Here is a 25,360-nt window from a genome sequence, read left to right as displayed (position 1 = left end):
CCTGTACAGGTACCTTATGGCTAAAACCACCAACATGGCATAGAGAACATCTCCTATTGAGAAAGGAATCCAACCGGTAATGAAACGGAAGAAACGGGAAATCCCAGGGAAAAGCCCAAGGCTGTAGTGCTGTTCCACCCATTCGGGGAATCGGGCAAGTACATTTACCAGGAGGATTTGTGGGATCAGCGAAAGGGCGATGCCGTTCTTGAATCGGTTTTTCATCAACACCAAAATTAGGGATTTCTCTCGCTTGGTTAGACGGCATACCGTATTTTTGAAGTAAAATACCAGAAATGAATACAGCTGTACGAAATCTTGATCCAGGAGGGATCTGGAATAATTTTGCCGATTTAAATGCCGTTCCCCGGCCATCAAAAAAGGAAGAACGCGTTATCGACTTTATGATGGGTTTTGGGAAGAAATTGGGGCTCGAAACCATAAAGGACGAGGTGGGCAATGTCATTATCCGTAAACCTGCCAGCCCGGGAATGGAGAACCGCAAAATGGTTACCCTGCAATCCCACCTGGATATGGTACACCAGAAAAATAACGATACCGACTTTGATTTTGACAAGCAGGGGATCGAAATGGAGGTAAAAGGGGATTGGGTGAAGGCAAAGGGCACTACCCTTGGTGCTGATAATGGTATGGGGGTAGCTGCCATCATGACCTTATTACAGAGCGATGCTATTCCACATCCACCCCTAGAGGCGTTGTTTACAATAGATGAAGAGACCGGGATGACTGGGGCAAAGGGACTGAAAGCAGGGGTGTTGCAGGGAGAAATCCTGCTTAACCTGGATACCGAAGAAGACGATGAAATTGACATTGGCTGTGCAGGAGGGATAGATATCACAGCTCAGGGCAGTTATGAGATGCAACCAACCGGAGCTGACTGTATCGGGTACCGGATCAGGGTCCGGGGCTTAAAAGGCGGTCACAGTGGTATGGATATCCACAAAGGCCTGGGTAACGCTAACAAGATCATGAACCGACTCCTGCATAACGCCTTAACTGATTTTCAAGTAGACCTTGCCGAGATACACGGCGGAGGCCTTCGCAATGCCATACCAAGGGAAAGTGTTGCCATCATATCTCTTAATAAAAAAGAGCAAGACGCTTTTGCCGAAAAATTCAAGGAATGGACAGATGCCATTCTACAGGAACTGGAACCCCTTGAACCAGGCCTGGAGATCACCTGTGAGGAGGTTAGCCTACCGGATGCGGTTATGGAAGCGGGGGCATTCGAGAATCTGATCAGGGCGCTCTATGTTGCGCATAATGGGGTATATAGGATGAGCCCTGCAATCGAAGACCTGGTAGAGACGTCGAACAACATTGCAAATGTTACCGTGGAAAACGGGAAAGTACAGATTGGCTGCCTTACCCGTTCCTCGGTAGAATCTTCTAAAATGGATTTGGCACATGCCCTCAAAAGTGCTTTTGAACTGGCTGGTTATACCGTAAGGTTTAGCGGAAGTTACCCCGGCTGGAGCCCTAATGCCGAATCCGAAATCCTGGAGGTTCTGAAATCAAGGTATGAGGCACTGTTTCATTCTGAACCCAAAGTGGTTGCCTGCCATGCAGGCTTGGAATGTGGAATCCTGGGGCAGCATTACCCAAATATGGACATGATCAGTTTTGGCCCAACCATTCTGGGAGCGCATTCGCCGGACGAGCGCGTAAGTATTCCCTCGGTACAAAAATTCTGGAAGTTTTTGCAGGAAATCCTATTGCATATACCAGTTAAGGCATAATTGTGAAAAAGGCCGGGCATGTACCCGGCCGATATGTTATTCAGCTATCTGCAGGATTTCGAGATCGAAGATCAGCTCGGAATTAGGGGGTATCGGTCCGCTACCCTGAGGGCCGTATCCCAAATGCGGAGGAATAAACAGGCGTATCTTATCGCCCACTTTCATGGTCAACAAACCTTCTTTAAAACCAGCGATCAGGTTAGCATCGGGGCTGTAGTCCATAAGGGAAGGAGACAGGGTGCCTCGGTGCATTTGAAGGATCCTGTTGTATTGTCCAAACTTTTCAGCAATTTGGGCCTCACTGGTATCAAAGAGGGAACCATCAGACAACCAACCCGCGTAATTCACAAGAACACGTTGCCCTGGCCTCGGTTTTTCCCCCTCACCCTCATTAAGAGTAAAGATCTTTAATCCGGAGGGATAGGCTGTTGCCTGCTCTTTCTGTTTCTCGGTCTCTGCAGCAAAATCCTGAATCATTTGTTTCATGGCAGCTGCTTCCGCTTCTTCTTCTGCAAAATAATCGGTCATAATCTGAACAGCATCGAAATTGCCCGCTTCTTTTCCGTTTCGAATGATGGTTACGGCATTCATGACAATCTCTGAAACGGGTTTATTACCCGCTCCTACCTCTACATTGGCAATGGAATCTACTACCTCCAGGCCCTTGATCACCTCTCCGAATACCGTATGTCTGCCATCCAGCCAAGGGGTCTCCTTATGCGTGATAAAAAACTGACTTCCATTGGTCTTGGGTCCGCCATTGGCCATGGAAAGAATCCCTTTTTTATCGTGTTTGAGTGAATCATCAATCTCATCCTTGAAGCGATATCCCGGATATCCCGTTCCGTTGCCCAAAGGATCGCCCCCCTGAATCATGAAATCTTTCATAACCCTGTGGAAAGTAAGCCCATTGTAGTATTTCTTTTCCTTGTACTCATCACTAACAAAGGGATTGGTACCCTCGGCAAGGGATACAAAGTTGGCTACTGTAACCGGGGTTTTTTTGTATTCCAGTTTTACCAGAATATTGCCTTTGTTGGTTTGTATATCCGCAAATAAACCATCTCCAAGGTCTGTGTACTGGCTGCTTTTGCATCCGACTGCCATCAAAACAACTACAAATACTCCCAAAAACTTTTTTAGTTCATTCATACTCCTTCTTTTATTCTTTTTATTGCACTTCGTTTTTTTCAACTTTGAGAATGCTGAGGGTGGATTTCACCGGGACGTTGGGGCCAATCCTGTCTTTATCCCCCAAATACCCAAAGGCCATGGGAGAGGTAAAGAAAAATGTTGCTGTTTCCTTTTCCCTTAGCAGCTTTACCCCGTCCCGAAGTCCGGGGAACAGCTCTTGTTTGTCTACCTTATATTGGATAACCCCGATTTCTTCGCTGGAATAAATGGTGTCGTTATCCAGACTCAGGATATCATAGGTCAGCGTTACCAAATCTTCGGGTTCAGCCATGGGGCCGTTTTCGTTCCTTTCCAGAAAACAGTACCAGGAACCGCTGCCAGATTCCATATAGGTCCGGCTACTATCACGGGAGATCAATTCCTTAATCCGGGCTTCTTCCATGGCAAGCATTTGCTTGTTGCGCACCACCGATTCTTTCAAAAAGTTACCCCCGGCAACCTTGACCGGTCTTCGCGGTTCGGGTTCCCCACAGGCAAACAGGCCTAGTACGGCCAATATCGTTACCAACTTTTTCATTTTGCCAACTCGGATTTATAGTTTTCCAACAGACTTTTAAAATACCTTACCGTTTCCTCGAGGGGAAGTTCACTTCTTCCTCCGGCGGCATTTTTATGTCCGCCTCCCTGAAAGTGTTCCCTGGCAAAAGTATTTACAGAAAAATCACCTTCCGAACGGAAAGAGATCTTGACGATCCCCTCCTCCTTGTTTTCAATGAAAATAACAGCAAAGAAGATATTCTCCAGGGTTAGTCCGTAATTTACAAAGCCTTCTGTATCCCCTTTCTTAAACTGATGCCTGTCTAACTCCTCCTGGCTTAATGTAATGTAAGCGGTGTGGTATTCCGGCAAAATTACCATGTTGTTCAGGGCACATCCCAGCAGGTGCAAACGTTCCGGGGTATTGGTGTCAAATATTCTGTTGTGTATGGCCGCATTCTGGGCCCCTTTATCAATGAGCTCTGCTATTACACGGTGGGTCCTGCTCGTAGTAGAAGCAAATTTGAAGGATCCTGTGTCGGTCAAAATTCCTGCATACAGGCAATTGGCAATTTCTTCTGTGATCAGTTCCCGATCCCCGAGGGCTTCAATGAAATTGTATACCATTTCAGAGGTAGAACTCATACCCACATCGGAATACATGATTGTGGCATAATCCTGGGGTGCCTGGTGATGGTCGATCATAACCAAAGGAGCAGACAGGTTTTCAAGTGCTTTTTCCATTTGTCCTGCGCGACTAAGGTCATTGAAATCCAGCGTAAACACAATCGTGGCCTTCCGTAAGGCCTCGCTAGCATCACTGTGCTCCCATTCGTAATTAAGGATTTGATTTACGCCCGGCATCCATTTCAGGAATTTTGGAAAATCATTCGGCACAATTACTTTGGCATCATGCCCTTTTAGATTCAGGTAGTGCCGTAGTGCCAGAGTAGAGCCAATGGCATCTCCATCCGGGTTTTTATGAGGGATAATCGCTATTTTTTGGGGCTGAGATAGCAGCTGCAGGAGGGATTGAACCACTTGAGAATTCATGCGCTCAAAGATACAATTTAATAATATAGCCGTATGCTTTTAAGCACTATTTTTGTGAGCAACCGTATCTGATAACCATGAGAACATCCTTTGCCTTTTTGCTTTTGAGCTTCCTTTTTATCAACTGTAAATCCACTTCGAGTATGGCCAGCGCGGATCAGGCTGATGCAGTACTCAATATCGCCTTTGGCTCCTGTAACAAACATGATCTGGAGAATCGTTTATGGGATGACATCCTTGAAAGGCAACCCGACCTATGGATCTGGGGGGGAGATAATATTTATGCGGACACGGACGATATGGAGGTAATGCGTGGCATGTACGCTGCCCAGGATCAGGTACCCGGGTACCGCAGACTAAAAAAAAGTACCCCTATTCTGGGAACATGGGACGATCATGACTATGGACTTAACGACGGTGGGGTTGAGTTTGCGGCCAAAGCCGCAAGCCAGCAGGTGTTCCTGGATTTTCTGGATGTCTCCAAAGAGGATATCCGCAGGTCCCGCGAAGGGGTCTACGGGGTACAGGATTTTGATCTGCCCGAAGGCAAGGTCCGGATTTTGATCCTTGACACCCGGTATTTCAGGTCGCCACTGCTACCCGACACCCTGACACAAAAGCGTTATTCCCCGGATTTGTCAGGGAAAGGCACCGTCCTGGGGGAAGAACAATGGAATTGGCTGGAAAGACAATTACAGTCTTCTCAGGCCGATTTCAATCTTATCGTAAGCAGCATACAGTTCCTTTCCAACGAACATGGATTTGAGTGTTGGGGAAACTTCCCGAACGAAGTGCAACGGATGGAATCCCTGATTTTGTCATCCGGAGCCCGGGGCGTGCTCTTTTTATCCGGAGACCGTCATATATCAGAGTTTTCAAGAAAAATTCTTCCGGGCTTATCTTACCCCTTAGTGGACTTTACAAGTAGCGGACTCACACATGCCTATAGTAAGTTTAAAGGGGAACCCAACCCCTTCCGGGTAGGAGAGGTAGTGGCTACTGAGAGTTTTGGCTGGGTTTCCATCAACCTAAAAACAAATGAAGTGAATCTGCAGATAATAGGGGATCAGGGTGTTGTTTTAGGGGAATTACAACTTTCGTATTAATCTTGTGGGTTGCATAAAGAAAGCGTACTTTTGCCGAAAATTTTTATAAATGGCAGGAAACAGAACATTCACGATGATTAAGCCGGATGCCGTTGAGAATGGACATATCGGGCCCATCCTGGAAAAGATAACATCAGCAGGATTTAGAATCGTGGCAATGAAGTATACGCAGCTCAGTAGAAGAGATGCCCAGGAATTTTACGCGATTCACAAGGACCGTCCATTTTTTGATGAGTTGGTAAGGTTTATGACCCGCGGACCTATCGTCTCTGCTATACTGGAGAAAGACAATGCCGTTGAAGATTTTCGTGCACTTATCGGAGCTACCAATCCGGCTGAGGCCGCGGAAGGTACCATCCGGAAACTCTATGCAAAAGATATTGGTGAAAATGCGGTACACGGTTCAGATAGTGATGAAAATGCGGCCATTGAGAGTGCATTTCATTTTTCCGGAAGAGAGATTTACTAAAGAGAATACAGCGGCCTGAAAGGGCCGTTTTTTTTAACGCAGCACCAACTTCTCTATCACCTTACTCCCCAAATCATCATTAAGCATTTTGATGATTTTGGAATTTCCCAGGCTGAGTTCTTCCCTCAGCACAGAGGAGGATAGCCCTACGTAGAGGGTACCTTCGCGGAATACCAGGCTTTGGGTGTAATGGTTCACTCCCTGACCCATCAAACGCATCCAGGCTTCTTTTACCTGTACCTCGTCTATCCCTTTTTGCAGGTTATGGGCAGAGATAAATTCCTGCAGGGCCTCACTCAGGGATTGCTGATTCTTATGCTTGGCCATTACGGATCGATATTAAGGGATTGATAACGTTTATAGTGATAGTATATACCCGAGTCATTTACCACCACAAAGCGGTCTTCAGAAAGGGACACCAGGGTTTCTTCCCAGGTAATATCAGCATTGATGTACTGTATGATCAACCGGCCTGATTTTTCTATAACAGAAAATTTTTCTGCGTCGTCCGATGTGCGGTAGGTGCCACCTATCTCAGGTTGTACTTTTTTCCGATAGCCCTCCCGCCCCTCGATCTGGATAAAATCCACTGCGGTATTGACAGTATAGGATTTCGAACTTCCATCCTGGAATACCACTTTTTCTATTTCCCAATATCCGTTTAATAAGGGTAGATTTTCGGCATCAACGCCGGAGGCACAGCCAGCCGAAAGGATCAGGAATACTATGCCCAAAATTTTCTTCATTCTACAATTTAAAGATTTTATAGGACTGGTGAATGGCTTTCACTACATTTTCGGTTCGTTCCGGATGCGTGTCGCTGAGGAAGATCTGCCCGAAATTCTTATCCTCAACAAGGGTGATGATATGGGCTACCCTATTTTCGTCCAGCTTGTCAAATATATCGTCCAGTAAGAGGATAGGTGTGGTTTTTTCCTGTTGTTTGATCAGTTGGAATTGAGCAAATTTCAATGAAATCAGGAAGGACTTTTGCTGTCCCTGACTCCCGAATTTCTTTATGGGATGTTTGTTAATCTGGAAAAGCAGGTCGTCTTTGTGTATACCTACACTGGTGTACTGAAGTACCCTGTCCCTATTCAGGGATTCCTGTAACAGGGGCAACAGCTCGGAATCGTTGAGGCTACTGTGATAGCTGAGGTCAACAGGTTCATTCCCTCCGGAGATAGCCAGATACTGTTCCCTGAACAAGGGGATAAATGCTTCGAGAAAGTGTTTGCGTTCCTCGTGGATCAGGGTGCCCAGGCTATGAAGTTGCTCATCGTATACCGAGAGCGTATCCCCATCAAAGGTATTGTTGAGCGTAAAGAATTTGAGAAGAGAATTGCGCTGAGCCAGCACCTTGTTGTAGCGGATGATGTTGCGCAGGTACTCCGGATTGCTTTGTGAGATTACCCCGTCCATGAATTTCCTTCGGGTTTCACTGCCCTCCAGGATGAGGTCGCGGTCAGCCGGGGAAATGATCACCAGTGGCAATAGCCCAATATGGTCCGAAAGCCGATCGTATACTTTCCCATTGCGCTTGATTAATTTCTTGCTCCCCTTTTTTAGACTGCAAACAATTTTCTCTTCCCTGTTGTTTTTGAAAAACGTCCCTTCGATAAGAAAGAAGTCCTTTCCATGGGTAATATTTTGTGTGGCGATAGGATTGAAATAGCTTTTACCCAGGGCTAGATGGTATATAGCATCAAGAATATTTGTTTTTCCCATGCCATTGTCCCCAACAAAACAGTTGATCTTGTTGTCGAATTCAAAATCCCGGGATTCAAAATTCCGGTAATTAACCAGTGATAATCGCTCTAAATGCACCTTCGATTTGTGAGTTTTAAGGCCGTACAGCAGTGAAAAATATTCAAAATTAAGGAATATTTACCCTTTAGATTTTGGATAAAAACTTTATTTTTGCGCGACCAAAAGACGCATAAGATGGCAACATACAAGAAAAGGGGCTACAAACCTAAAAACAAGGCCGAAGGAAAGCAAATGGATGTGAAAGGGAGTACCACGGCTGAGGTTTTTAGTACCCTGGATGAAAGCGCATCCAAATCGGAACAGTGGGTTTCCAAAAACCAGAATTACATTCTGGGCGGCATTGCGGCCATCGCAGTAGTTGTGCTGGGTTATCTGGCCTACAATCAGTTTATACTGGAACCGAAATCTATTGAGGCGAACAACGAATTGTATTATCCGCAGCAGTATTTTGAACAGGCACAGCAGAATACAGCAGCAAAAGATTCCCTTTATCTTTTGGCATTGAACGGGAGCCAGGGGAAATACGGGCTGCTGGATATCATTGACGAATACAAGGGTACAAAAGCTGCCAATATTGCCACCTATGCGGCAGGGATGTCTTACCTGAACCTTCAGCAGTATGACAAGGCTATAGAATACCTGGAGCAATACTCCCCGGATGAAGAAATCACAGGTGCACTGGCCGTAGGAGGTATAGGAGATGCTTTCATGCAGCTGGGACAAGCTGAGGATGCCCTCGGATATTACGAAAAGGCTTTGGGTCTGGACGACAATGAATTTACTACACCTCGTTATCTCCATAAGGCTGGTGTAACTGCCATGGAATTGGAAGACTATGGAAAGGCTCTTCAATTTTTCCAGCGCATAAAAGAGGAATACCCTAATAGCCAGGAGGCGGCTTCCATTGATGCTTTGATAGGAATGGCTAAAAGGGGTAACTAATGGCCACTGTCAATAAAAACCTCTCGGACTACGACAAAACTAAACTCCCAGAGGCGGACCACCTGAAAATTGGCATTGTGGTATCGGCCTGGAATACTCAGATCACGGAAAGCCTTTTCCAGGGAGCCAAAGCAACTTTGCTCGATTGTGGTGTGAAGACTGAAAACATTATTCGCAAGGATGTGCCCGGAAGTTTTGAGCTTACTTTTGGATGCAAGAAGATGATCTCCGAATTAACAGTAGATGCCGTCATTGCAATTGGAAGTATTATTCGTGGGGAAACCAAACATTTTGACTTCGTAGCCAGTGCAACGGCACAGGGGATCAAAGACCTCAATGTACAGGGGGATACTCCAGTTATTTTCTGTGTACTAACAGATGATAATATGCAACAGGCCCTCGACAGAAGTGGGGGCAAGCACGGTAATAAAGGAGCTGAAGCTGCTGTTGCTGCCATACAGATGGCCACCCTATTTTCCTGAATACTCATTGGATAAATACCTGTTCGTAGCTATAATGCCTTAACAAATTTTGGGAAGGTTGCTTCTGCACTTCATACGATTTTAAGTACCTTTGAAACTCTTTGATTATGGGAAGGTTTTCGAGGCTGCGTAAGAACAAGAAATTTGGATACACCCCCCGTTATTATGACGATAAGGGTGAGGGAAGCCCGTATAAAATAGAACGTAAACTTGATAAATTCAGAACTACCCTGAATGCTTCTGGGGGAATCAAGGGTAAATTCAATAGGGCGATGGAAGACCGGGGCCGAAAGGGGGATCCCAACCTGAGGCTGAGAATGATAGTCATCATTGCCATTCTCGTTTTGATTTTCCTCTACATAATTGATTTTGATCTATCTATATTCTTTGAAGGTTAATGGCAGATATTATTCAGTTATTGCCCGATCATGTGGCTAACCAGATTGCTGCAGGGGAGGTGGTACAGCGACCAGCCTCTGTGGTAAAAGAGTTGCTGGAAAATGCCATTGACGCCAAAGCTACGATGATAAAACTTGTGGTAAAGGATGGCGGTCGCACTTTGATTCAGGTGATTGATAATGGTACGGGTATGAGCCATACAGATGCCCGGCTAGGCTTTGAGCGTCATGCGACCTCTAAAATCAAATCTGCTGATGATTTATTCCACATCGTTACTAAGGGGTTTCGCGGGGAAGCACTTGCTTCCATAGCGGCAATAGCCCATGTAGAGATGCACACCCGTGAAGCGGAAGCCGATTTGGGGACTACCCTCAAGATAGAAGGCGGTAAGGTAGTTGCCCATGAGTTTTCAGCAGGCCCTGAGGGGACCTCCATTTCTGTTAAACATTTGTTTTTCAACATACCGGCACGGCGGAATTTCCTCAAGTCCCAGCAGGTAGAATTACGACATATTACAGATGAATTCCACAGGGTGGCCTTGGCGCATCCGGCCATTGAATTTCATTTTTACCATAATACGAGTGAGCTGTTCCATCTCCCGGCTGCATCACTGAAGAAACGTATCATCGGGATATTTGGTAGCAGGACGAATGAAAAGCTGGTACCGGTTAAGGAAGAAACAGCTGTGGTTAACCTAAGCGGTTTTGTATGCAAACCTAAATTTGCGAAAAAGAGCAGGGGAGAACAATTTTTCTTTGTGAACAACCGATTCATAAAAAGCCCATACCTTCATCATGCCGTGGTCAGTGCTTTTGAAGGGCTTTTGAAAACAGATACTTATCCGGGTTATTTCCTGTACCTGGAGGTAGATCCCACCTCCATCGATATCAATATCCACCCTACCAAGACCGAGATAAAATTTGACGATGAGCACACGCTGTACGCGATTCTCAGGTCGGCAGTGAAGCATAGTCTGGGTCAGTTCAACATCACACCAGCACTCGATTTCGAAAAGGACCAGAATTTGGAAACCCCTTATGCTTTTCGTGACAGATCGGGAGTACCTCCGGGGATACAGGTCGATACGGGATATAATCCATTCAAACAGGAATCTGCCGGCAGACCGGTGGGGACAGGTCGGGAAAAGGCGCGTTCCGGGGCTTGGGAAGGCCTCTATGTGGGCCTTGAATCAAGGATGAGTGATTCCTCACAATTCAGCAGTGTTGCTTTTGAATCTGAGGCAAATACCCGTTTGCCGCTGGAGCACCTTGACGAATCTCAGGAAGCTCATCTGTCCAGCTTCCAACTGCGCAGAAAATATATAGTTACCTCGATAAAATCCGGTATGTTGATTATTCATCAGAATCGGGCCCACCAGCGCATACTATACGAGAAGTTCCTGAAAACGGTAACGCTGAAGGAAGCGGTGAGTCAACAGTTGCTATTTCCTCTGGCAATGAGTTTTAACAGTTCTGAGCTGGCTATTATCTCCGATATGCAGGAGCAACTGCAGTTGTTTGGATTTGCTTTTGAGGAAATTGGAAAAGAGCAGTTGAAAATTTCAGGGATTCCCTTTTTAATCCCGGAGAATGAAGTTCGGATGGTTTTGGACCAACTAATAGCTGAGGCACAGACACATGGGGATCAGATAGCCACTTCACCTTTGGATATGCTTTCAAGAACCCTGGGCAAGTCCCTGGCAGTTAAGACAGGAACGCCCTTGAACCAGGCGGCACAACAAGCAATGGTGAATGACCTGTTTGCCTGCAGGGAACCCAAATTGTGCCCTTATAACAGGCCAGCTTACACGATTATTGAGGATAATGAAATAGATAAAAAATTTAGCTAGATGGGGAGACTTACCGATGCCATAAAGCATCTGCTTATTATCAATATTTTATTTTTCGTCGCAACGAACCTCTATGGGGATTATATGTATCAGTGGTTTTCGCTATGGTTCCCGGAAAGTAATAATTTTGGTTTGTGGCAAATCCTCTCTCATATGTTTATGCATGGGGGATTTATGCACATCCTTTTCAATATGTATGCGCTGTGGGCATTTGGATCTCCCCTGGAGCGTATGTGGGGCAGGAACAAATTCCTGTTTTTCTATTTTTCAGCAGGACTGGGGGCGGCCCTGATCCATACCGGGGTTAACTATTATACGATTTTACAGGCTTATGAAACCGTAAGTGCCTGGTTACCAAAAGAAGTCTTTTATGAAATCCTGAACGTGGATAGTGCGCGGGGAAATCAAATGTTGGGGGAATTGTTCTATAATAACGCTGTTGAGATATTGAATAACAAGGGAATTGTTACCCAAATAGACGATTCGAATTTTGGTGCGCTGTTCGATGCGCATGCCCTGTTGAAAACGCCTGCTGTTGGTGCCTCAGGGGCTATATATGGGATTTTGGTAGCCTTTGGGATGTCATTCCCTAACAGTGAATTATTCCTTATCTTCTTGCCGGTTCCGATAAAGGCAAAATACTTCATACCGGTATTGGTGGGGTTGGATTTGTTCTCGGGTGTTACCGGAACGCCGATATTCGGAAGTGGTATTGCCCATTGGGCACACGTTGGCGGGGCCTTGTTTGGATTTATTATGATGTGGTACTGGAAAAAAAACCAGTTTAATAAAAACCGTTGGGATAGATGACGACCGGAAATCTTAGATATCAATACGAGCGTTTAAGTATTGCCGAGAAATTGATCGTTATAAACGTGGCCATTTTCCTTCTAAACGGCCTGTTCACTTTTTTGATGAACTGGAATGCCAACACTTTTGTACAGTGGTTTGAACTTCCGGCAGACTTTTTTGATTTTATAAGTCAACCCTGGTCCGTAGTTACCTATTCTTTTTTCCACGCCGGGTTGGGACATCTCTTCTGGAACATGCTCATCCTGTATTTTACTGGCCGGATTTTCCTGAATTTGTTTGGTCCACGCTCTTTTATCAATGTCTATTTTCTCGGGGTAATCCTTGGTGGTCTTCTTTTTCTGCTGAGCTTTAATGTATTCCCTGCATTTATGGGAACCCGCACTGCACTGATTGGGGCTTCCGCAGGGGTGACGGCTGTATTGATTTTTATCTGTACCTACATGCCCAACCAGGAAGTTAGGCTGATCTTCTTCAACATTAAGCTTTGGTACATAGGGGCATTTGTGGTGCTTTGGGATCTGGTACAAATTTCCCTGGATTCAAATGCCGGAGGGAGAATTGCCCACCTTGGAGGGACCCTGTTGGGATATGTTTTTGCCCGGCAATTGCTTCAGGGCAGGGATTTAGGTCAGGGTTTTTCCACTTTACTGGATAGCATAGCCGGGCTATTCAAGAAACGCGAGAAGAAAGCCCCTATGAAAACCGTATACCGCAAACAGCGGGCTTCAAAAAAGGAGGTGGATTATGAAAAGGAGAACAAGCAGCGCAAGATCAATGAGATTTTGGATAAGATAAGTAAATCCGGTTATGAAAGCCTTTCCAAGGCGGAAAAGGATTTTTTGTTTAAAGCAGGTAAGGAGGATTAAGCTATGAAGGGGTTTTCGGCCTTCAACAGATTACTGTTCATCCTGAATATCTTTCCTGCAGCACTGCTTGTCTTAACTTGTTACATTGCCTATTTTCCCCTTGCCGGACTTCCTTTGTTAGATGTTCTTGGCCTCCTGGTTCCTGTCCTGGTAATGGCGAACATTCCTTTTCTCATTTACTGGTCACTGTTGAAAAAGTGGCAGGCCATCCTGTCTTTTTTGACGCTACTATTGGGGTTAGTAAGTTTTGGAAGCGTATATCAATCCAACAAGACTTCCGTATACAGTCCCGAAAAGGACATATCTGTTATGACATACAATGTGAAGGGATTTGGAATCCGACGCGGGAGGTTAGTTTCAGAAGAAGCAAATAGCGGTATACTGGAATTTATTCGCGAAGAGAACCCTGACATTATTTGCATTCAGGAATTCAGCAGGATCGTGGCCCGGCAATTAAAGGCTTACCCGTATCGCTTTCAGACCCCTTATTTTTCTGGTAAAACCACACAGGCAATTTTTTCAAAGTATCCCATTTTAAATGGGGGTTCACTGGACTTTCCCAATTCCGGAAATAATGCACTATTCGCAGACATTGCTTATGAAAAAGACACGTTGCGGATTTATAATATCCACTTAGAGTCTTTTCAAATCCATTCATTCAGTTCTTTGCTGAGTAGGAACCTGGGGATCGATTTCTTAAAGCGATTGCAATATACAGCTTCCAAACACCGGGAACAGGCTGATCTACTTATGGCCCATAAGGCTAAATCACCATATCCCAGTATCTTTACTGGAGATTTTAACCAAACCCCATATTCCCCTACTTTTCATAAGTTACAAAGTGGTATGCGTGATACGTTTAAGGAAAAGGGAAACGGGTGGGGCACTACTTTTAAGCGTAATATAATTTCAGCAAGGGTCGATTTTATCCTTACAGATGCGGAACGTTTTGAAGTCATTGAACACCAGAACTTTGACCTGCAACATTCAGATCACCTGCCGGTGATGGCACGAGTTCGGCTCAGGTCAGATGAATAGGCAATCTACCCCGTCCGCAAGGATATGGATCAGCAAAGCAACGCCCCAAATCCGCGTCTTGGATGGTATTAAAAGCATAACATAAATCCCAATAGCCCAATAACTGTGGAGAGGATGGAAATCTATACTGCAGCGATTGGGATCAAAAATAGGGGTGGCCAATAGGTGGTCCACGTCTATCAGGATACCCGAAAGCAGGATCGCAACCACCTTCCATTGATTTTCTCTAAATACCAAAAACCCGATTGCGAAAGGCAGTAAGAAATGAATTCCATAATGCAATAATTCCCTTGTCATTTTTTATATATCGAGATCTTGCTCTTGTAAATAGGACAAAGCATTGCTTCCTTCATTGAATAAGAGGTCCAGTATACTGAGGTTGCCTAAAAAACCATGCCTCTCGTCAAAGACCTGGGTGTAGGGTTCAAAGGGTTGTTGTATTTTCTGCTTGGCATTTATAAGATGTCGCCCATCGATGTATTCATCAGGGATCTCCTTAAAAGTACTTGTCTGCTTGTCGGGGAAGGGCATCTGAAGAAGATCACAGATCGTCGCGGTTACCTGCAAATTAAATTCAAGAAGGTATTTTTCTTTTTGTTCAAATAAGTATACCAGGTCGTCCTCGTAGTATTCAAAAAAGGGGGATGACCGATAGGCCGTTTGCAAGGTTTTCCAATGTTGTTTGGGCCAGGGGGCAGAATGGTCAATTTGTACATCCCGATAACGCTGTCTTCCCTGTGCCCCGCCTACATGAAGTATGGGGATATTGAGCATTAACCTGCCCTGGTCTGTACAGATGTAACATCGGTTGCGGTAGGTCTGCTTCTGGTAATTATCCCACACTTCCCATATTACATCTTTCTGACTCAGGATGGCAAAGGTATATATGTTGGGAAAATAGGCCGGATGCAGAATTACAGGCATGGCGTTTATAGCTTTTGTTTCGCCTTTTTCCTTCGCTTTCTGAAAAAGTCAAAAACCAGCCAGGCCCCCAGGACGATCAGGAAGTGCCTGAGATATGATCGCGGCTCCCCGTCCCCACCTACGGTAGTGAAAATCCGGTCCCATCTGGGTTTCCAGTTGGTAATACCTTCATTAAAGTTGTCAAAACTCAACCATATAAATACCGGTTTACCCACAATATGGTCTGCAGGGACATACCCCCAGGTCCTGGAATCTTCAGAATGGTCCCTGTTGTCTCCCATCATCCAATAGTAGTCCTGCTTAAAGGTATAGGTTTCCGCTACTTCACCGTTGACAAGTATTTGATTCCCGGAAACATCAATAGTATTCCCTTCGTAATCCCTGATGATCTTTTTGTAGAGCGGCAATGTTCGCAGATTAAGGGCAACCTGATCTCCCTCGGCCGGAATATAGATGGGGCCGAAATTGTCATTGTTCCAGGAGTAGGAAGGGTCATGGGGAAAGATATTATACCCTTTTGTTCCCGCGGGTTCTATGATCTTTACCACCGAGTCGATACGACTGTTTTCCTCAAGAACTTTCAACATCTCATCCGTCAGGGTTACCATCCTTTGTCTAGGGGCCACTTCCCTTAGTGATAAGCCCGCTCCACGAACTACTTTTATCGGTATACCATTGGCCTTTGTGTATAATTCAATTTCCCCCTTGTCATTTTGTCCGCCTCCCAGGATATAGGGATTGATGGCATTTAATTGTGCCTGGTTGAGGGGAGAAGAGAGATAGGTCCTCGTAAATTCTGACACCCCCAGTTCAAGCAATAGTCGGGAGGAAACCCCTTTTTGGGCGTAGACGTTATAATCATACTGGGGCTTTGCCCGGTCTGACAGCACTAACTTTTGCCCATTAATATGCACATATCCTTCTATTACCTGCAAGGAATCCCCAGGAGTACCCACACATCGCTTGACATAATTTGATTTCTTATCAATGGGTTTTTTGACGCCTTTTTCCCTTTTAAAAAATATACGTACCGTGTCAGCCGGCCAGCTAAAGACCACAATATCATTTTTCTTTACTTTTTGAAACCCAGGTAGCCTGAAATAAGGCAGTTGGGGTTTGTTCAAATAGGAGCGTATTCCCAACCCGGGAATAGTATCGTGCACCATGGGAGCAGCCACCGTAGTCATAGGAGTCCTTGCCCCGTAATGAAATTTACTCACAAACAACAAATCCCCGATCCGCAAGGTCCTTTCAAGTGACCCAGTAGGAATTACGTAGGGCTGAATGAAATAGGTATGTACCAAAGTTGCTGCAACAACTGCAAAGACTATAGAACTGACCCATTCGCCCAGGCCGCTTTTGGGATGCAGGCTCCGGTCTTCGATATAATTTACTTCTAAACCATAGTTTACATAGTAGGTGTAGAAGCCCAGAGTCAGGATAACGAGCCAGGTTTCCAGCAAGCTGTTTCGGCCAAAACTCCTGATAGTTTCCACCCAGACTACAGGAAACATCAGCAGGTTGATAATGGGTATAAAAAGGAGGAGTACCCACCATTTTGGCCTTCTGATTATTTCCATTAAGACCAGCGCATTGTATACCGGGATAAGTGCTTCCCAGGGCTTTCTGCCCGCTTTGACATATAACTTCCAGGTGCCACCAAAATGGACCAGCTGTACAATCAAAATAAATATCAACCACCCTGTTCCGTTCATAATTATACTCCTGTTTTAGGGTTAAACGGCCAATTAGACCAATTACTCAAAAATGTAACAATACACCAAATGGGGCAATGTATCCAACAACTTAACCAAGGTTTAACACATCTTTCATGGAAAAAACTCCCTTTTTGTTCAACAACCACTCGGCAGCAATTACCGCGCCTTCGGCAAATCCCTGACGTGAGTGTGCGGTGTGTTGAATCCTGATCTGGTCCACGGATCCGTCATAATTTACAATATGCGTGCCCGCATAGTCCCCCTCTCGAATTGAATTTATGGGTATAATCCCTTCCTTTCCTTTTCCTAATTTCCAGTCTTTGTAATCTGTTTCCTGAATAATACCTTCCGCTATGCTGATGGCAGTACCACTGGGCGCATCTTTTTTCTGATCGTGATGGATCTCTTCTATGGATACATTGTATTGTTTTTGGGGCTTCATCATACGAGCGAGCTGTTCGTTCAGGGCAAAGAAGAGGTTGACCCCCAGGCTGAAATTAGAAGCGTAAAGGAAGGCTCCTCCCAGTTCCCTGCAACGTTCCGTGACATCTTCATATTGGTCTAACCAGCCTGTTGTGCCGCTTACTACAGGGATATTATGTTCCAGGGATCCAAGGATATTAGAGGCAGCAGCTTCCGGCACACTGAAATCAATGGCAATGTCAAACTCACTGAAATCTACTTTTTCTTTGTCGCCTACATCAATTCTCGCTGTGATCTCGTGCCCCCGGCTCGAGGCGATGCCTTCGATCATCCTACCCATCTTGCCGTATCCGAACAAACCTATCCTCATGGTCAGAACTTTATAGTTAAACACATTCCGTAATTGGGATCCGAGGTGATGGGATGGTATTCCAGATAGGGCCTGACATCCAGCGTCAGGTTTTCGTCTACATTAAACTGTCTCAAGTGCGCATCCACATTGGCATCAATTATATTGAACGCGTATAAACCAATGGTGATCAGAAGTGCCAGATCCCTGTCGCGCTGGTAGCGTTCCTGTGCATCCTGAAGGGCCTCGTCTGAGAAATCAGGACTCCCCGGAACGATACCGCTGTTATTGAGGTCGTAGAATTCATCGTCTGCGAATCCGGCCCTTCGCCGCTTAAAGGCATCCCGAAAACGGTTGTACAGATCATCGTTGTAGATATAAGTGTATATTCCCGCGCCCAGGGCACCGTAAACGATAGGTAGTTTCCAGTACCTGCGGTTATATATTTGACCCAAACCGGGTAATATCGCAGAGTAAAAGGCGGCCTTGCTGGGGGCAAGCGGGTTAACCCGACGTTTTTCCAGCCTACCATCAACAACCACTCCCTTTCTTTTCATACTGCTCTTCAGGCTGTCAGAAGGAGATTCAGATGCGCTCTTTTCCTGAGAAAAACAAGGCAATGCCAGAATGATGGTAAAAAATGAGATTAGGAGCCTCTTAGTCACCTGTGATGAGTTTGGTCAATCGCTTGAATTCCTTTTCGGAAGTAAAAGGGATGGTAATTTTCCCCTTTCCTGTTTCGGAGGCTGAAATATTTACATTCACGTCCAGAAAATCCCTAAGGGCCTTAACCTCGTCCTGAGCAAATTGCTTGTAATCCTGATTGGATCTCGAACCACTTTTTTGGGTTTTGGGCCGGTGATATTCCTGTACTGCCTTTTCCGTTTCCCGAACCGACCAATTCTGGCCTACGATTTTCTCATAAAGCGCGATCTGATCTGCAGCATTCTCAATATTTACCAATGCCCTGCCATGTCCCATACTGATAAACCCGTCGCGGATCCCCGTTTGAATAATAGGGTCCAGTTTTAAAAGGCGCAGGTAATTCGTAATCGTCGAACGCTTTTTGCCGACGCGCTCACTGAGTTTTTCCTGTGTAAGTTCAATTTCGTCAATGAGGCGTTTATAGGATAGTGCGATTTCAATGGGATCCAGATCTTGTCGCTGTATGTTTTCAACAAGTGCCATTTCCAGGGTTTCCTGATCATTGGCAATTCGGATATACGCCGGGATGGTTGCCAATCCGATACGCCTGGATGCACGGAACCGGCGTTCCCCGGATACCAACTGGAACTTGTTAAAATCAATCTTCCTTACGGTAATGGGTTGTATTACGCCTAGTTCCCGAATGGAAGATGCGAGTTCGTCCAGGCCTTGGTCATTGAAATTGGATCGTGGCTGAAATGGATTTACCTCTATGGAATCCATATCCAGTTCCACGATATGACCTACCAACTTGTCGGCATTCTTATCGCTTACGGAGCGGATGTCGTTATCCGGGTCTTTGAGCAAGGCTGATAAACCCCTGCCCAGTGCTTGCTTTTTTGTTGCCCTGGCCATTATACCGTTTCTCTGTTTTTCTTCAGCAATTCGTCAGCCATGTTAAGATAATTGGTGGCCCCTTTGCTACTTGCATCGTACTTGATGATACTTTCTCCGTAGCTGGGAGCTTCTCCCAGTCGAACATTACGCTGGATAATGGTGTCGAATACCATATCGCCAAAATGCTTTTTTACTTCGCCCACTACCTGATTGGAGAGCCGTAGCCGGGAATCATACATGGTAAGGAGCATACCTTCAATGTCGAGGTCCGGGTTATGGATTCGTTGCACACTTTTAATGGTGTTCAGCAATTTACCCAGGCCTTCCAGGGCAAAATATTCGCACTGAATGGGAATGATTACCGAATCGGCGGAGGTGAGTGCGTTCAGCGTAAGTAAGCCCAGAGAAGGGGCACAATCAATCAGTACGTAATCGTATTCTTCCCGCAGTTCCGCAATGGCCTGTTTCATCATGTATTCCCGCTCATCCTTGTCCACTAACTCAATCTCAATAGCGACCAGATCGATGTGTGAGGGGATAAGGTCTACATTCGGAGAGGATGTTTTGATGATGGTTTCTTTGGCATCAACAGCATGCTCCAGCATCTGATAGGTGCCAATCTCTACCTCGTCTACATCGATCCCCAGCCCGGATGTAGCGTTCGCCTGGGGGTCAGCATCAATAACGAGGACGCTCTTTTCCAAAACACCCAGCGAGGCAGCCAGGTTTACAGTGGTGGTGGTTTTTCCAACACCCCCTTTTTGGTTTGCGATAGCAATGATTTTGCCCATGGTAAAAAAAGTAAGTTAGGGTTTAAAAATACGATTATTTGCCCAGCAAGAAAATGTAATTTGTTAACAGTAAGTGAATAACTTTCCGATCCTGTGTTAAAGGTTCACTTAAGCAGGGAGACCCTTGTGGCGCCTGGTGAAAATGGATTGAACAATGAAGGTTTGGCAGAAAAAATGATGATGTCAGGCTTTTTAATTGGTTGAAGCCATAAGGATCTCCAATATGCGTATGGCCGCATCACTGATCTTTGTACCGGGCCCGAATATAGCGGTAGCCCCCGCTTCAAAAAGAAAATCGTAGTCCTGTTTTGGGATAACGCCCCCCACAACCACCATGATATCTTCCCTGCCATTACTACGCAATTCCTCCACAACCTGTGGCACCAGAGTCTTATGGCCCGCAGCCAGCGAAGACACCCCAAGGATATGGACATCGTTTTCAACGGCTTGCTTGGCGGCTTCTGCCGGGGTTTGGAACAAGGGACCGATGTCTACATCAAATCCCAGGTCTGCGTAACCGGTAGCGACCACCTTCGCCCCGCGGTCGTGGCCGTCCTGTCCCATTTTAGCAATCATGATTCGAGGTCTTCGACCCTCAAGAAGTGCAAATTGGTCGGCCAGCTCCCTGGCTTTGTTAAAACTGTCGTCGTTCTTTATTTCTTTGGCGTACACACCTGTAAAAGATTGGATTTTAGCCTTATAGCGATCAAATGCTTCTTCCAGGGCATCACTAATCTCCCCCAGGGTGGCTTTGGCGCGTGCGGCGTCTACGGCTAAAGCTAGTAAATTTTCAGCATCCCCTTCCTTCGCCTGACCCCTGGTTTTTGCTTTAGCGGCCCGGGTTAACCGATTTAAGGCTTCCTCCACCTCATTTTGGTCTCTTTCGGCTTTAAGTGCATTTATCCGGGCAATTTGTTGCCGCCTTACTTCTGCATTGTCCACTTCCAGAATCTGCAGGATTTCTTCCTCGTCCAGGGGATAGCGGTTCACCCCAACGATGACATCCTGTCCGCTGTCGATGCGGGCTTGTTTCTTCGCAGCAGCCTGTTCAATGCGCATTTTGGGTATCCCGGCCTCAATGGCTTTGGTCATTCCCCCGTGTTCCTCGACCTCCTGTATGAGTTCCCAGGCCTTCTTCGCTATCTCATCGGTAAGGTTTTCCACATAGTAACTTCCCGCCCAGGGATCTACGGTACGCGTGATCTGGGTTTCTTCCTGCAGGAACAGCTGGGTATTCCTCGCGATACGGGCGGAGAAGTCGGTGGGAAGGGCAATAGCCTCGTCAAGGGCATTGGTATGGAGGCTCTGGGTGCCCCCGAAAGCCGCAGCAGCGGCTTCAATCGTTGTGCGTGCCACGTTGTTGAAGGGATCCTGTTCTGTTAAACTCCAACCACTGGTCTGGCAATGGGTGCGCAAGGCCATGGATTTGGGATTTTTAGGATCGAATTGTTTCACCAACTTTGCCCACAGCATCCTGCCTGCCCTTAGTTTGGCGATTTCCATGAAATGATTCATCCCGATTGCCCAGAAGAACGACAGCCTCGGAGCAAACTGGTCAATATCCAGTCCCGCTTTCAAACCGGTACGTATGTATTCCAGTCCATCAGCAAGGGTATAGGCCAGCTCGATATCCGCCGTGGCCCCCGCTTCCTGCATGTGGTAGCCTGATATACTTATGCTGTTGAAACGGGGCATGTTTTTACTGGTGTATTCAAAAATATCAGCAATGATTTGCATAGAAGGGGTAGGTGGGTAGATGTAGGTATTCCGTACCATAAATTCCTTCAGGATGTCGTTCTGTATGGTGCCCGACAGTTGTGCGGGTTGCACTCCCTGTGCCTCTGCTGCGACAATATAAAATGCCATGATGGGCAGAACGGCCCCATTCATCGTCATGGAAACCGACATTTGATCCAGAGGGATCCCATCAAACAGGATCTTCATGTCCTCCACAGAATCGATTGCAACCCCTGCTTTTCCAACATCCCCGACCACGCGTTCATGGTCGCTGTCGTACCCCCTGTGTGTAGGAAGGTCAAAAGCCACGGAGAGTCCTTTTTGTCCTGCGGCCAGGTTGCGCCGATAGAAGGCATTGCTTTCCTCTGCAGTAGAAAAACCAGCGTATTGCCGGATCGTCCAGGGACGACGGACGTACATGGTTGAGTAGGGTCCTCGCAGGTTGGGGGCTATCCCCGCTGCGAAATCGAGATGTTCCAAGGAAGCTATGTCCTCCTCGGTATACCTGGGTTTAACCCCTATACCCTCGGCAGTTTCAAATTCTGGAGAGGTATCGGGAAGTTGCCCCCCCTTCTTCTCAGAGATAAGGTTCAGGTGTTGAAGGTCAGGCCTATTCATCTTTCAGTCTTTTTTGTTCTTCCTTTTCTGCCAGTCGTTTTTCCAGAATGGGTTCAATTTGTGTTTTTCGGGCCACCTTTTTTTGAAAAGGAGATTTTTCCAGTTGCCCTTTCATTCGGTCCTGTGGATTGGGGTACTTATTGCTACCAATAAGGACCAATTTCCCGTTGTCATAGGCATCCTGCTCCTTTTGCGCGCTTTCCTTTATTTTTCGCTGCAGCGTATGCTTCTTTAACTGGGCCAGCCAACCTCCTCCCGCTTCCATATTTTTAAACAGGTTGAGGGCCTTTTGCGCTAGTTGTAAACTTAGGCTTTCGATATAATAGGCGCCATCAGAAGGATTACAGACTTTATCAAAATAACTTTCCTCCTTTAGGATCAACAGCTGGTTACGGGCAATACGATCCCCAAATTCATTTGGTTCATGGTAAAGTGCATCGTAGGGCAGGTTTACTACTGTATTTGCCCCTCCAAGGATAGCTGACATGCATTCTGCGGTAGTGCGCAACATATTTACGTTGTAGTCATACAGCGTTTTATTCCTTTTACTGGGTCGGGCAAGAATATGGCAGTTTTGGTCTATTCCATATTCCTTGGCGAGGCTTGCCCAGAGGATTCTCAAGGCCCTTAATTTGGCAATTTCCTGAAAGTAATTCCCCCCTATGGCCACATGGAAAGCAAGTGCAGGGTATCCCGCTGCTGGGGGTTTGAATACCTCCCGAAAACGGAGAAGGTACTCATGTGCCTGCCCCAGGCCATACGCCAGTTGCTGTACCATATTGGCCCCTGCATTCTGGTAAAGGGCCAAATCAATCTTGAATAAGCTGCAATTTCCGCCAGATTTCAACAACCCGCTCAGGATATTAAAATCCTGTTCTTCGTCCATATACCAATTTCCCGTCCTTGCGAAGTTCCCCAAAGGATCCAGTCCAAAAAAGAAGGGGTTCTTCTTTTCATTCGCGAGGTTTATAAATGGAGAAATCGCCGAGGGGGAATAGGTATCGAGCTCCAGATATACAGGTTCCTTGCTCAACTCCAGATCCTGCAGGAGAATCTTAGGGTCTACAGTCGTGTCCGGAACATGGAAGATCAAGCTTTGGACCCCCTTTGTTAGCAGTTCATGAGCTTCGTTATTGGCCTGTTCTGCTTTCTTTACTGAAATGTCCTGCCCAATAAACCATGCCTCAGGAGGTTCTGTTCTTGCATAACCCACTCCGTCAAGGTCGTCCTGATTGTAGAAGGGTTTTACGTGGATATCTTCCGGAGTTTCCCAAAGAAGGGTTTCGTTGTAATCAGCTCCCTTTAAATCCACCTGTATTTTTTGCTTCCAGGCTTTTGTGGATACGGGGGGGAACTCGGCAAAAAGCGGCTTATTCTTCATCCTTTTTGGATTTTAAGCTGTCTTCGTATTCAATAAGGTAGATTTCCTCATCCTTTTTTTTGAGGTAGTACTGTTCCCGGGCGAATTTTTCCAGCTCTTCGGGGTCAGACAATTTTTCAAGGATCTGCTTGTCCTTATCTATTTCCGATCGGAGGAATTCCTTTTGTTTTTCCAGCTTTTTGATTTCCTTTTTAAGTTCCAGGTGGATCAACAGGGAGTTGGTGTCAAAAAACACCATCCAAACCACAAAGACCGTAAGGACCAGAATGTACAGGTTGGTAAGGATACCAAACCACTTTTTTTTCTTCAACTCCCGCCAGCCCATGATGCCTTATTGGATACTTTCGTTAATGATTGTGCGTACAATATCTATCGCTACTGTATTGTATTTGTTGTTCGGGATAATGATATCCGCATACTCCTTTGTAGGTTCTATAAACTGATCGTGCATGGGTTTCAGCGTGGATTGATATCGGAATAATACCTCTTCAATGTCTCTTCCCCGTTCATTGATATCGCGTTTAAGTCTGCGAATAAGGCGCTCGTCAGAATCGGCATGTACGTAGATCTTAATGTCAAACATTTCGCGGATAATGGGGTTGGTCATGATCAGGATTCCCTCCACGATCATCACCTTCCTCGGATGTGTAATGATGGTTTGCCCGGTACGGTTGTGTTTTGCGAAGGAATAGACCGGTTGTTCAATGGGATTTCCTGTCCTTAAAAGCTGCAGGTGCTGACCCAATAAGTCAAAATCGATCGCCCTGGGGTGATCAAAGTTGATCTTGACCCGCTCCTCAAATGACAGGTGTGAAAGATCGTTGTAGTACGCATCCTGGGAGATCACACCAACTTCTTTATCCGGAAGTTCCTCAATCAATTGATTAACCACGGTAGTTTTTCCACAACCTGTACCTCCGGCAATCCCAATGATTAACATAATACTTTCTTTGTTTCAAAAATAAGGATTTGTGCCAAGAATCCATTGCTTCCCTTTAGCGAACGTAGCCCGTTTCAAATATATCTGTCTATCGTTTCAGAAAAGGAAAATATTTAAGTCAGACTGCCATTTTTAGCTTATTATGCTTCAAAATAGAGCAGCATAGGCAGGGTTTGGGCTTTAGAGTCTCAGGGGGTTCTGTAATTTTAGGCCGGGGATTTCCCGGATCAATCAGATAGTTCTATCTTAGAGTCGACCTTCGAATTCGGGGGTATCTTTAGCCTAATCAACATCACTACCACCCTATGGAAAATACGTTTAAAGTAAAGGTAAACAGTGACCACGAATATCTCTTGAATGAAGCCGATTTAAGTGACCTGGATTCCCTGCAAACCTCGGCAGACACCTATCATTTGCTGGTCAGCAATACCTCCTACAAAGCTCAGGTACTTTCTTCAGATTTTAATAAAAAACACTATCAAATCCGGATCAATAACAACCGCTATACCGTAGAGATTTCTGATGGGTTGGACCAATTGATCGATGAGATGGGTTTTTCACTGTCATCTGCCAAAGATATCAGATCCATTGAAGCCCCCATGCCCGGGCTTATACTGGATATCAATGTGAGCGTAGGACAATCAGTAAAAGAAGATGATGCCCTGCTCATCCTCGAGGCGATGAAAATGGAAAATATTATTACCTCCCCCAGGGAAGGC

At 45.8% G+C, this 25,360-nt stretch carries 29 protein-coding genes; 11 read left to right on the top strand and 18 right to left on the bottom strand.

What is annotated here, in order from left to right; all coding sequences use genetic code 11:
- A partial coding sequence (locus AC4E7D_RS01685; RefSeq protein WP_490172069.1) for a DUF3810 family protein occupies positions 1 to 225 on the bottom strand: 225 nt, incomplete at its 3' end.
- A gap of 71 nt (positions 226 to 296) precedes the next feature.
- On the opposite strand from AC4E7D_RS01685, the gene AC4E7D_RS01680 reads away from it, so the two are divergent.
- Entirely contained in the window at positions 297 to 1,760 is a 1,464-nt protein-coding gene (locus tag AC4E7D_RS01680; RefSeq protein WP_490172068.1) for an aminoacyl-histidine dipeptidase, read from the top strand.
- A 36-nt stretch (positions 1,761 to 1,796) separates the two neighbouring features.
- Here the strand turns inward: AC4E7D_RS01680 and AC4E7D_RS01675 are convergent, their stop codons facing one another.
- Genes AC4E7D_RS01675 through AC4E7D_RS01665 form a run of 3 tightly spaced genes read right to left on the bottom strand, consistent with a single transcriptional unit; the run spans position 1,797 to position 4,484 of the window.
- Entirely contained in the window at positions 1,797 to 2,912 is a 1,116-nt protein-coding gene (locus AC4E7D_RS01675; protein ID WP_490172067.1) for a peptidylprolyl isomerase, read from the bottom strand.
- 19 nt (positions 2,913 to 2,931) lie between these two features.
- On the bottom strand, positions 2,932 to 3,471 hold the full coding sequence (gldI, locus tag AC4E7D_RS01670; RefSeq protein ID WP_490172066.1) for a gliding motility-associated peptidyl-prolyl isomerase GldI: 540 nt from the start codon (positions 3,469 to 3,471) through the stop codon (positions 2,932 to 2,934).
- Positions 3,468 to 4,484 carry a DHH family phosphoesterase gene (locus AC4E7D_RS01665; protein ID WP_490172065.1) on the bottom strand — a complete coding sequence of 339 codons (1,017 nt, stop codon included), beginning with the start codon at positions 4,482 to 4,484 and terminating at the stop codon, positions 3,468 to 3,470. The genes gldI and AC4E7D_RS01665 overlap by 4 nt, the downstream gene beginning before the upstream one ends.
- A gap of 77 nt (positions 4,485 to 4,561) precedes the next feature.
- Between AC4E7D_RS01665 and AC4E7D_RS01660 the strand changes: the two genes are divergently transcribed.
- Together AC4E7D_RS01660 and AC4E7D_RS01655 are read left to right on the top strand one after the other, a co-directional pair.
- Entirely contained in the window at positions 4,562 to 5,590 is a 1,029-nt protein-coding gene (locus AC4E7D_RS01660; RefSeq protein ID WP_490172064.1) for an alkaline phosphatase D family protein, read from the top strand.
- A 49-nt stretch (positions 5,591 to 5,639) separates the two neighbouring features.
- Positions 5,640 to 6,059 carry a nucleoside-diphosphate kinase gene (locus AC4E7D_RS01655; protein ID WP_490172063.1) on the top strand — a complete coding sequence of 140 codons (420 nt, stop codon included), beginning with the start codon at positions 5,640 to 5,642 and terminating at the stop codon, positions 6,057 to 6,059.
- A gap of 33 nt (positions 6,060 to 6,092) precedes the next feature.
- On the opposite strand, the gene AC4E7D_RS01650 is transcribed toward AC4E7D_RS01655, so the two are convergent.
- From AC4E7D_RS01650 to recF, 3 genes are read right to left on the bottom strand one after another with little or no spacing between them, the layout of a single operon-like run.
- A complete protein-coding gene (locus tag AC4E7D_RS01650) occupies positions 6,093 to 6,386 on the bottom strand; it encodes a DciA family protein (RefSeq protein WP_490172062.1) in 294 nt (97 codons plus the stop codon).
- Complete coding sequence (locus AC4E7D_RS01645) at positions 6,386 to 6,805, bottom strand: lipocalin family protein (RefSeq protein WP_490172061.1); 420 nt, start codon at positions 6,803 to 6,805, stop codon at positions 6,386 to 6,388. The genes AC4E7D_RS01650 and AC4E7D_RS01645 overlap by 1 nt, the downstream gene beginning before the upstream one ends.
- 1 nt (position 6,806) lies before the next feature.
- On the bottom strand, positions 6,807 to 7,886 hold the full coding sequence (gene recF / locus AC4E7D_RS01640) for a DNA replication/repair protein RecF (protein ID WP_490172060.1): 1,080 nt from the start codon (positions 7,884 to 7,886) through the stop codon (positions 6,807 to 6,809).
- 117 nt (positions 7,887 to 8,003) lie between these two features.
- On the opposite strand from recF, the gene AC4E7D_RS01635 reads away from it, so the two are divergent.
- From AC4E7D_RS01635 to AC4E7D_RS01605, 7 genes are all read left to right on the top strand, one after another.
- On the top strand, positions 8,004 to 8,771 hold the full coding sequence (locus tag AC4E7D_RS01635) for a tetratricopeptide repeat protein (protein WP_490172059.1): 768 nt from the start codon (positions 8,004 to 8,006) through the stop codon (positions 8,769 to 8,771).
- The gene (gene ribH, locus AC4E7D_RS01630) at positions 8,771 to 9,253 is read left to right on the top strand and encodes a 6,7-dimethyl-8-ribityllumazine synthase (RefSeq protein ID WP_490172058.1); all 483 of its coding nucleotides are present in this window, start codon (positions 8,771 to 8,773) and stop codon (positions 9,251 to 9,253) included. Before AC4E7D_RS01635 ends, ribH begins: the two co-directional genes overlap by 1 nt.
- A gap of 107 nt (positions 9,254 to 9,360) precedes the next feature.
- Complete coding sequence (locus AC4E7D_RS01625) at positions 9,361 to 9,651, top strand: riboflavin synthase subunit beta (RefSeq protein ID WP_490172057.1); 291 nt, start codon at positions 9,361 to 9,363, stop codon at positions 9,649 to 9,651.
- Positions 9,651 to 11,501, top strand: a complete 1,851-nt coding sequence (gene mutL / locus AC4E7D_RS01620; RefSeq protein ID WP_490172056.1) for a DNA mismatch repair endonuclease MutL — start codon at positions 9,651 to 9,653, stop codon at positions 11,499 to 11,501. The genes AC4E7D_RS01625 and mutL overlap by 1 nt, the downstream gene beginning before the upstream one ends.
- The gene (locus tag AC4E7D_RS01615) at positions 11,502 to 12,311 is read left to right on the top strand and encodes a rhomboid family intramembrane serine protease (protein ID WP_490172055.1); all 810 of its coding nucleotides are present in this window, start codon (positions 11,502 to 11,504) and stop codon (positions 12,309 to 12,311) included.
- Complete coding sequence (locus AC4E7D_RS01610; protein ID WP_490172054.1) at positions 12,308 to 13,180, top strand: rhomboid family intramembrane serine protease; 873 nt, start codon at positions 12,308 to 12,310, stop codon at positions 13,178 to 13,180. Before AC4E7D_RS01615 ends, AC4E7D_RS01610 begins: the two co-directional genes overlap by 4 nt.
- 3 nt (positions 13,181 to 13,183) lie before the next feature.
- Entirely contained in the window at positions 13,184 to 14,218 is a 1,035-nt protein-coding gene (locus tag AC4E7D_RS01605) for an endonuclease/exonuclease/phosphatase family protein (RefSeq protein ID WP_490172053.1), read from the top strand.
- On the opposite strand, the gene AC4E7D_RS01600 is transcribed toward AC4E7D_RS01605, so the two are convergent.
- From AC4E7D_RS01600 to udk, 11 genes are all read right to left on the bottom strand, one after another.
- Positions 14,207 to 14,515 carry a DUF6122 family protein gene (locus AC4E7D_RS01600; protein WP_490172052.1) on the bottom strand — a complete coding sequence of 103 codons (309 nt, stop codon included), beginning with the start codon at positions 14,513 to 14,515 and terminating at the stop codon, positions 14,207 to 14,209. The two genes, AC4E7D_RS01605 and AC4E7D_RS01600, sit on opposite strands and share 12 nt — an antisense overlap.
- 3 nt (positions 14,516 to 14,518) lie before the next feature.
- Positions 14,519 to 15,142: a WbqC family protein gene (locus AC4E7D_RS01595; protein ID WP_490172051.1), complete on the bottom strand. Its 624-nt coding sequence runs from the start codon at positions 15,140 to 15,142 to the stop codon at positions 14,519 to 14,521.
- A 5-nt stretch (positions 15,143 to 15,147) separates the two neighbouring features.
- Positions 15,148 to 16,857 (bottom strand): signal peptidase I, encoded by a 1,710-nt coding sequence (lepB, locus tag AC4E7D_RS01590; protein ID WP_490172050.1) that lies wholly within the window; start codon positions 16,855 to 16,857, stop codon positions 15,148 to 15,150.
- A gap of 91 nt (positions 16,858 to 16,948) precedes the next feature.
- A complete protein-coding gene (gene dapB, locus AC4E7D_RS01585; protein WP_490172049.1) occupies positions 16,949 to 17,653 on the bottom strand; it encodes a 4-hydroxy-tetrahydrodipicolinate reductase in 705 nt (234 codons plus the stop codon).
- Between the two features lie 2 nt (positions 17,654 to 17,655).
- Positions 17,656 to 18,297 (bottom strand): DUF5683 domain-containing protein, encoded by a 642-nt coding sequence (locus tag AC4E7D_RS01580; RefSeq protein ID WP_490172048.1) that lies wholly within the window; start codon positions 18,295 to 18,297, stop codon positions 17,656 to 17,658.
- Complete coding sequence (locus AC4E7D_RS01575; RefSeq protein ID WP_490172047.1) at positions 18,290 to 19,192, bottom strand: ParB/RepB/Spo0J family partition protein; 903 nt, start codon at positions 19,190 to 19,192, stop codon at positions 18,290 to 18,292. Before AC4E7D_RS01575 ends, AC4E7D_RS01580 begins: the two co-directional genes overlap by 8 nt.
- Complete coding sequence (locus AC4E7D_RS01570) at positions 19,192 to 19,965, bottom strand: ParA family protein (protein WP_490172046.1); 774 nt, start codon at positions 19,963 to 19,965, stop codon at positions 19,192 to 19,194. The genes AC4E7D_RS01575 and AC4E7D_RS01570 overlap by 1 nt, the downstream gene beginning before the upstream one ends.
- A gap of 192 nt (positions 19,966 to 20,157) precedes the next feature.
- Positions 20,158 to 22,320 (bottom strand): methylmalonyl-CoA mutase, encoded by a 2,163-nt coding sequence (scpA, locus tag AC4E7D_RS01565; RefSeq protein ID WP_490172045.1) that lies wholly within the window; start codon positions 22,318 to 22,320, stop codon positions 20,158 to 20,160.
- Positions 22,313 to 23,701: a methylmalonyl-CoA mutase subunit beta gene (locus tag AC4E7D_RS01560; RefSeq protein ID WP_490172044.1), complete on the bottom strand. Its 1,389-nt coding sequence runs from the start codon at positions 23,699 to 23,701 to the stop codon at positions 22,313 to 22,315. Before AC4E7D_RS01560 ends, scpA begins: the two co-directional genes overlap by 8 nt.
- On the bottom strand, positions 23,691 to 24,026 hold the full coding sequence (locus tag AC4E7D_RS01555) for an FtsB family cell division protein (RefSeq protein WP_490172043.1): 336 nt from the start codon (positions 24,024 to 24,026) through the stop codon (positions 23,691 to 23,693). The genes AC4E7D_RS01560 and AC4E7D_RS01555 overlap by 11 nt, the downstream gene beginning before the upstream one ends.
- A 6-nt stretch (positions 24,027 to 24,032) precedes the next feature.
- Positions 24,033 to 24,641, bottom strand: coding sequence for a uridine kinase (gene udk / locus AC4E7D_RS01550; protein ID WP_490172042.1), 609 nt, complete (start codon positions 24,639 to 24,641; stop codon positions 24,033 to 24,035).
- Between the two features lie 305 nt (positions 24,642 to 24,946).
- On the opposite strand from udk, the gene AC4E7D_RS01545 reads away from it, so the two are divergent.
- A partial coding sequence (locus tag AC4E7D_RS01545) for an acyl-CoA carboxylase biotin carboxyl carrier protein subunit (RefSeq protein WP_490172041.1) occupies positions 24,947 to 25,360 on the top strand: 414 nt, incomplete at its 3' end.

Source organism: Lentiprolixibacter sp. (assembly GCF_982873095.1).
Note: the sequence above shows the minus strand (reverse complement) of the source record. Positions and strands in the feature narration are given on the sequence as shown.

Coding starts and splice junctions, on each gene's coding strand:
- AC4E7D_RS01555 (WP_490172043.1), bottom strand. CDS start 24,026: ATGGGCTGGCGGGAGTTGAAGAAAAAAAAGTGGTTTGGTATCCTTACC.
- AC4E7D_RS01560 (WP_490172044.1), bottom strand. CDS start 23,701: ATGAAGAATAAGCCGCTTTTTGCCGAGTTCCCCCCCGTATCCACAAAA.
- AC4E7D_RS01605 (WP_490172053.1), top strand. CDS start 13,184: ATGAAGGGGTTTTCGGCCTTCAACAGATTACTGTTCATCCTGAATATC.
- mutL (WP_490172056.1), top strand. CDS start 9,651: ATGGCAGATATTATTCAGTTATTGCCCGATCATGTGGCTAACCAGATT.
- AC4E7D_RS01570 (WP_490172046.1), bottom strand. CDS start 19,965: ATGGGCAAAATCATTGCTATCGCAAACCAAAAAGGGGGTGTTGGAAAA.
- ribH (WP_490172058.1), top strand. CDS start 8,771: ATGGCCACTGTCAATAAAAACCTCTCGGACTACGACAAAACTAAACTC.
- gldI (WP_490172066.1), bottom strand. CDS start 3,471: ATGAAAAAGTTGGTAACGATATTGGCCGTACTAGGCCTGTTTGCCTGT.
- AC4E7D_RS01650 (WP_490172062.1), bottom strand. CDS start 6,386: ATGGCCAAGCATAAGAATCAGCAATCCCTGAGTGAGGCCCTGCAGGAA.
- AC4E7D_RS01615 (WP_490172055.1), top strand. CDS start 11,502: ATGGGGAGACTTACCGATGCCATAAAGCATCTGCTTATTATCAATATT.
- AC4E7D_RS01610 (WP_490172054.1), top strand. CDS start 12,308: ATGACGACCGGAAATCTTAGATATCAATACGAGCGTTTAAGTATTGCC.
- AC4E7D_RS01600 (WP_490172052.1), bottom strand. CDS start 14,515: ATGACAAGGGAATTATTGCATTATGGAATTCATTTCTTACTGCCTTTC.
- udk (WP_490172042.1), bottom strand. CDS start 24,641: ATGTTAATCATTGGGATTGCCGGAGGTACAGGTTGTGGAAAAACTACC.
- AC4E7D_RS01660 (WP_490172064.1), top strand. CDS start 4,562: ATGAGAACATCCTTTGCCTTTTTGCTTTTGAGCTTCCTTTTTATCAAC.
- AC4E7D_RS01665 (WP_490172065.1), bottom strand. CDS start 4,484: ATGAATTCTCAAGTGGTTCAATCCCTCCTGCAGCTGCTATCTCAGCCC.
- lepB (WP_490172050.1), bottom strand. CDS start 16,857: ATGAACGGAACAGGGTGGTTGATATTTATTTTGATTGTACAGCTGGTC.
- AC4E7D_RS01635 (WP_490172059.1), top strand. CDS start 8,004: ATGGCAACATACAAGAAAAGGGGCTACAAACCTAAAAACAAGGCCGAA.
- AC4E7D_RS01655 (WP_490172063.1), top strand. CDS start 5,640: ATGGCAGGAAACAGAACATTCACGATGATTAAGCCGGATGCCGTTGAG.
- AC4E7D_RS01625 (WP_490172057.1), top strand. CDS start 9,361: ATGGGAAGGTTTTCGAGGCTGCGTAAGAACAAGAAATTTGGATACACC.
- AC4E7D_RS01675 (WP_490172067.1), bottom strand. CDS start 2,912: ATGAATGAACTAAAAAAGTTTTTGGGAGTATTTGTAGTTGTTTTGATG.
- AC4E7D_RS01680 (WP_490172068.1), top strand. CDS start 297: ATGAATACAGCTGTACGAAATCTTGATCCAGGAGGGATCTGGAATAAT.
- scpA (WP_490172045.1), bottom strand. CDS start 22,320: ATGAATAGGCCTGACCTTCAACACCTGAACCTTATCTCTGAGAAGAAG.
- dapB (WP_490172049.1), bottom strand. CDS start 17,653: ATGAGGATAGGTTTGTTCGGATACGGCAAGATGGGTAGGATGATCGAA.
- AC4E7D_RS01575 (WP_490172047.1), bottom strand. CDS start 19,192: ATGGCCAGGGCAACAAAAAAGCAAGCACTGGGCAGGGGTTTATCAGCC.
- AC4E7D_RS01595 (WP_490172051.1), bottom strand. CDS start 15,142: ATGCCTGTAATTCTGCATCCGGCCTATTTTCCCAACATATATACCTTT.
- AC4E7D_RS01645 (WP_490172061.1), bottom strand. CDS start 6,805: ATGAAGAAAATTTTGGGCATAGTATTCCTGATCCTTTCGGCTGGCTGT.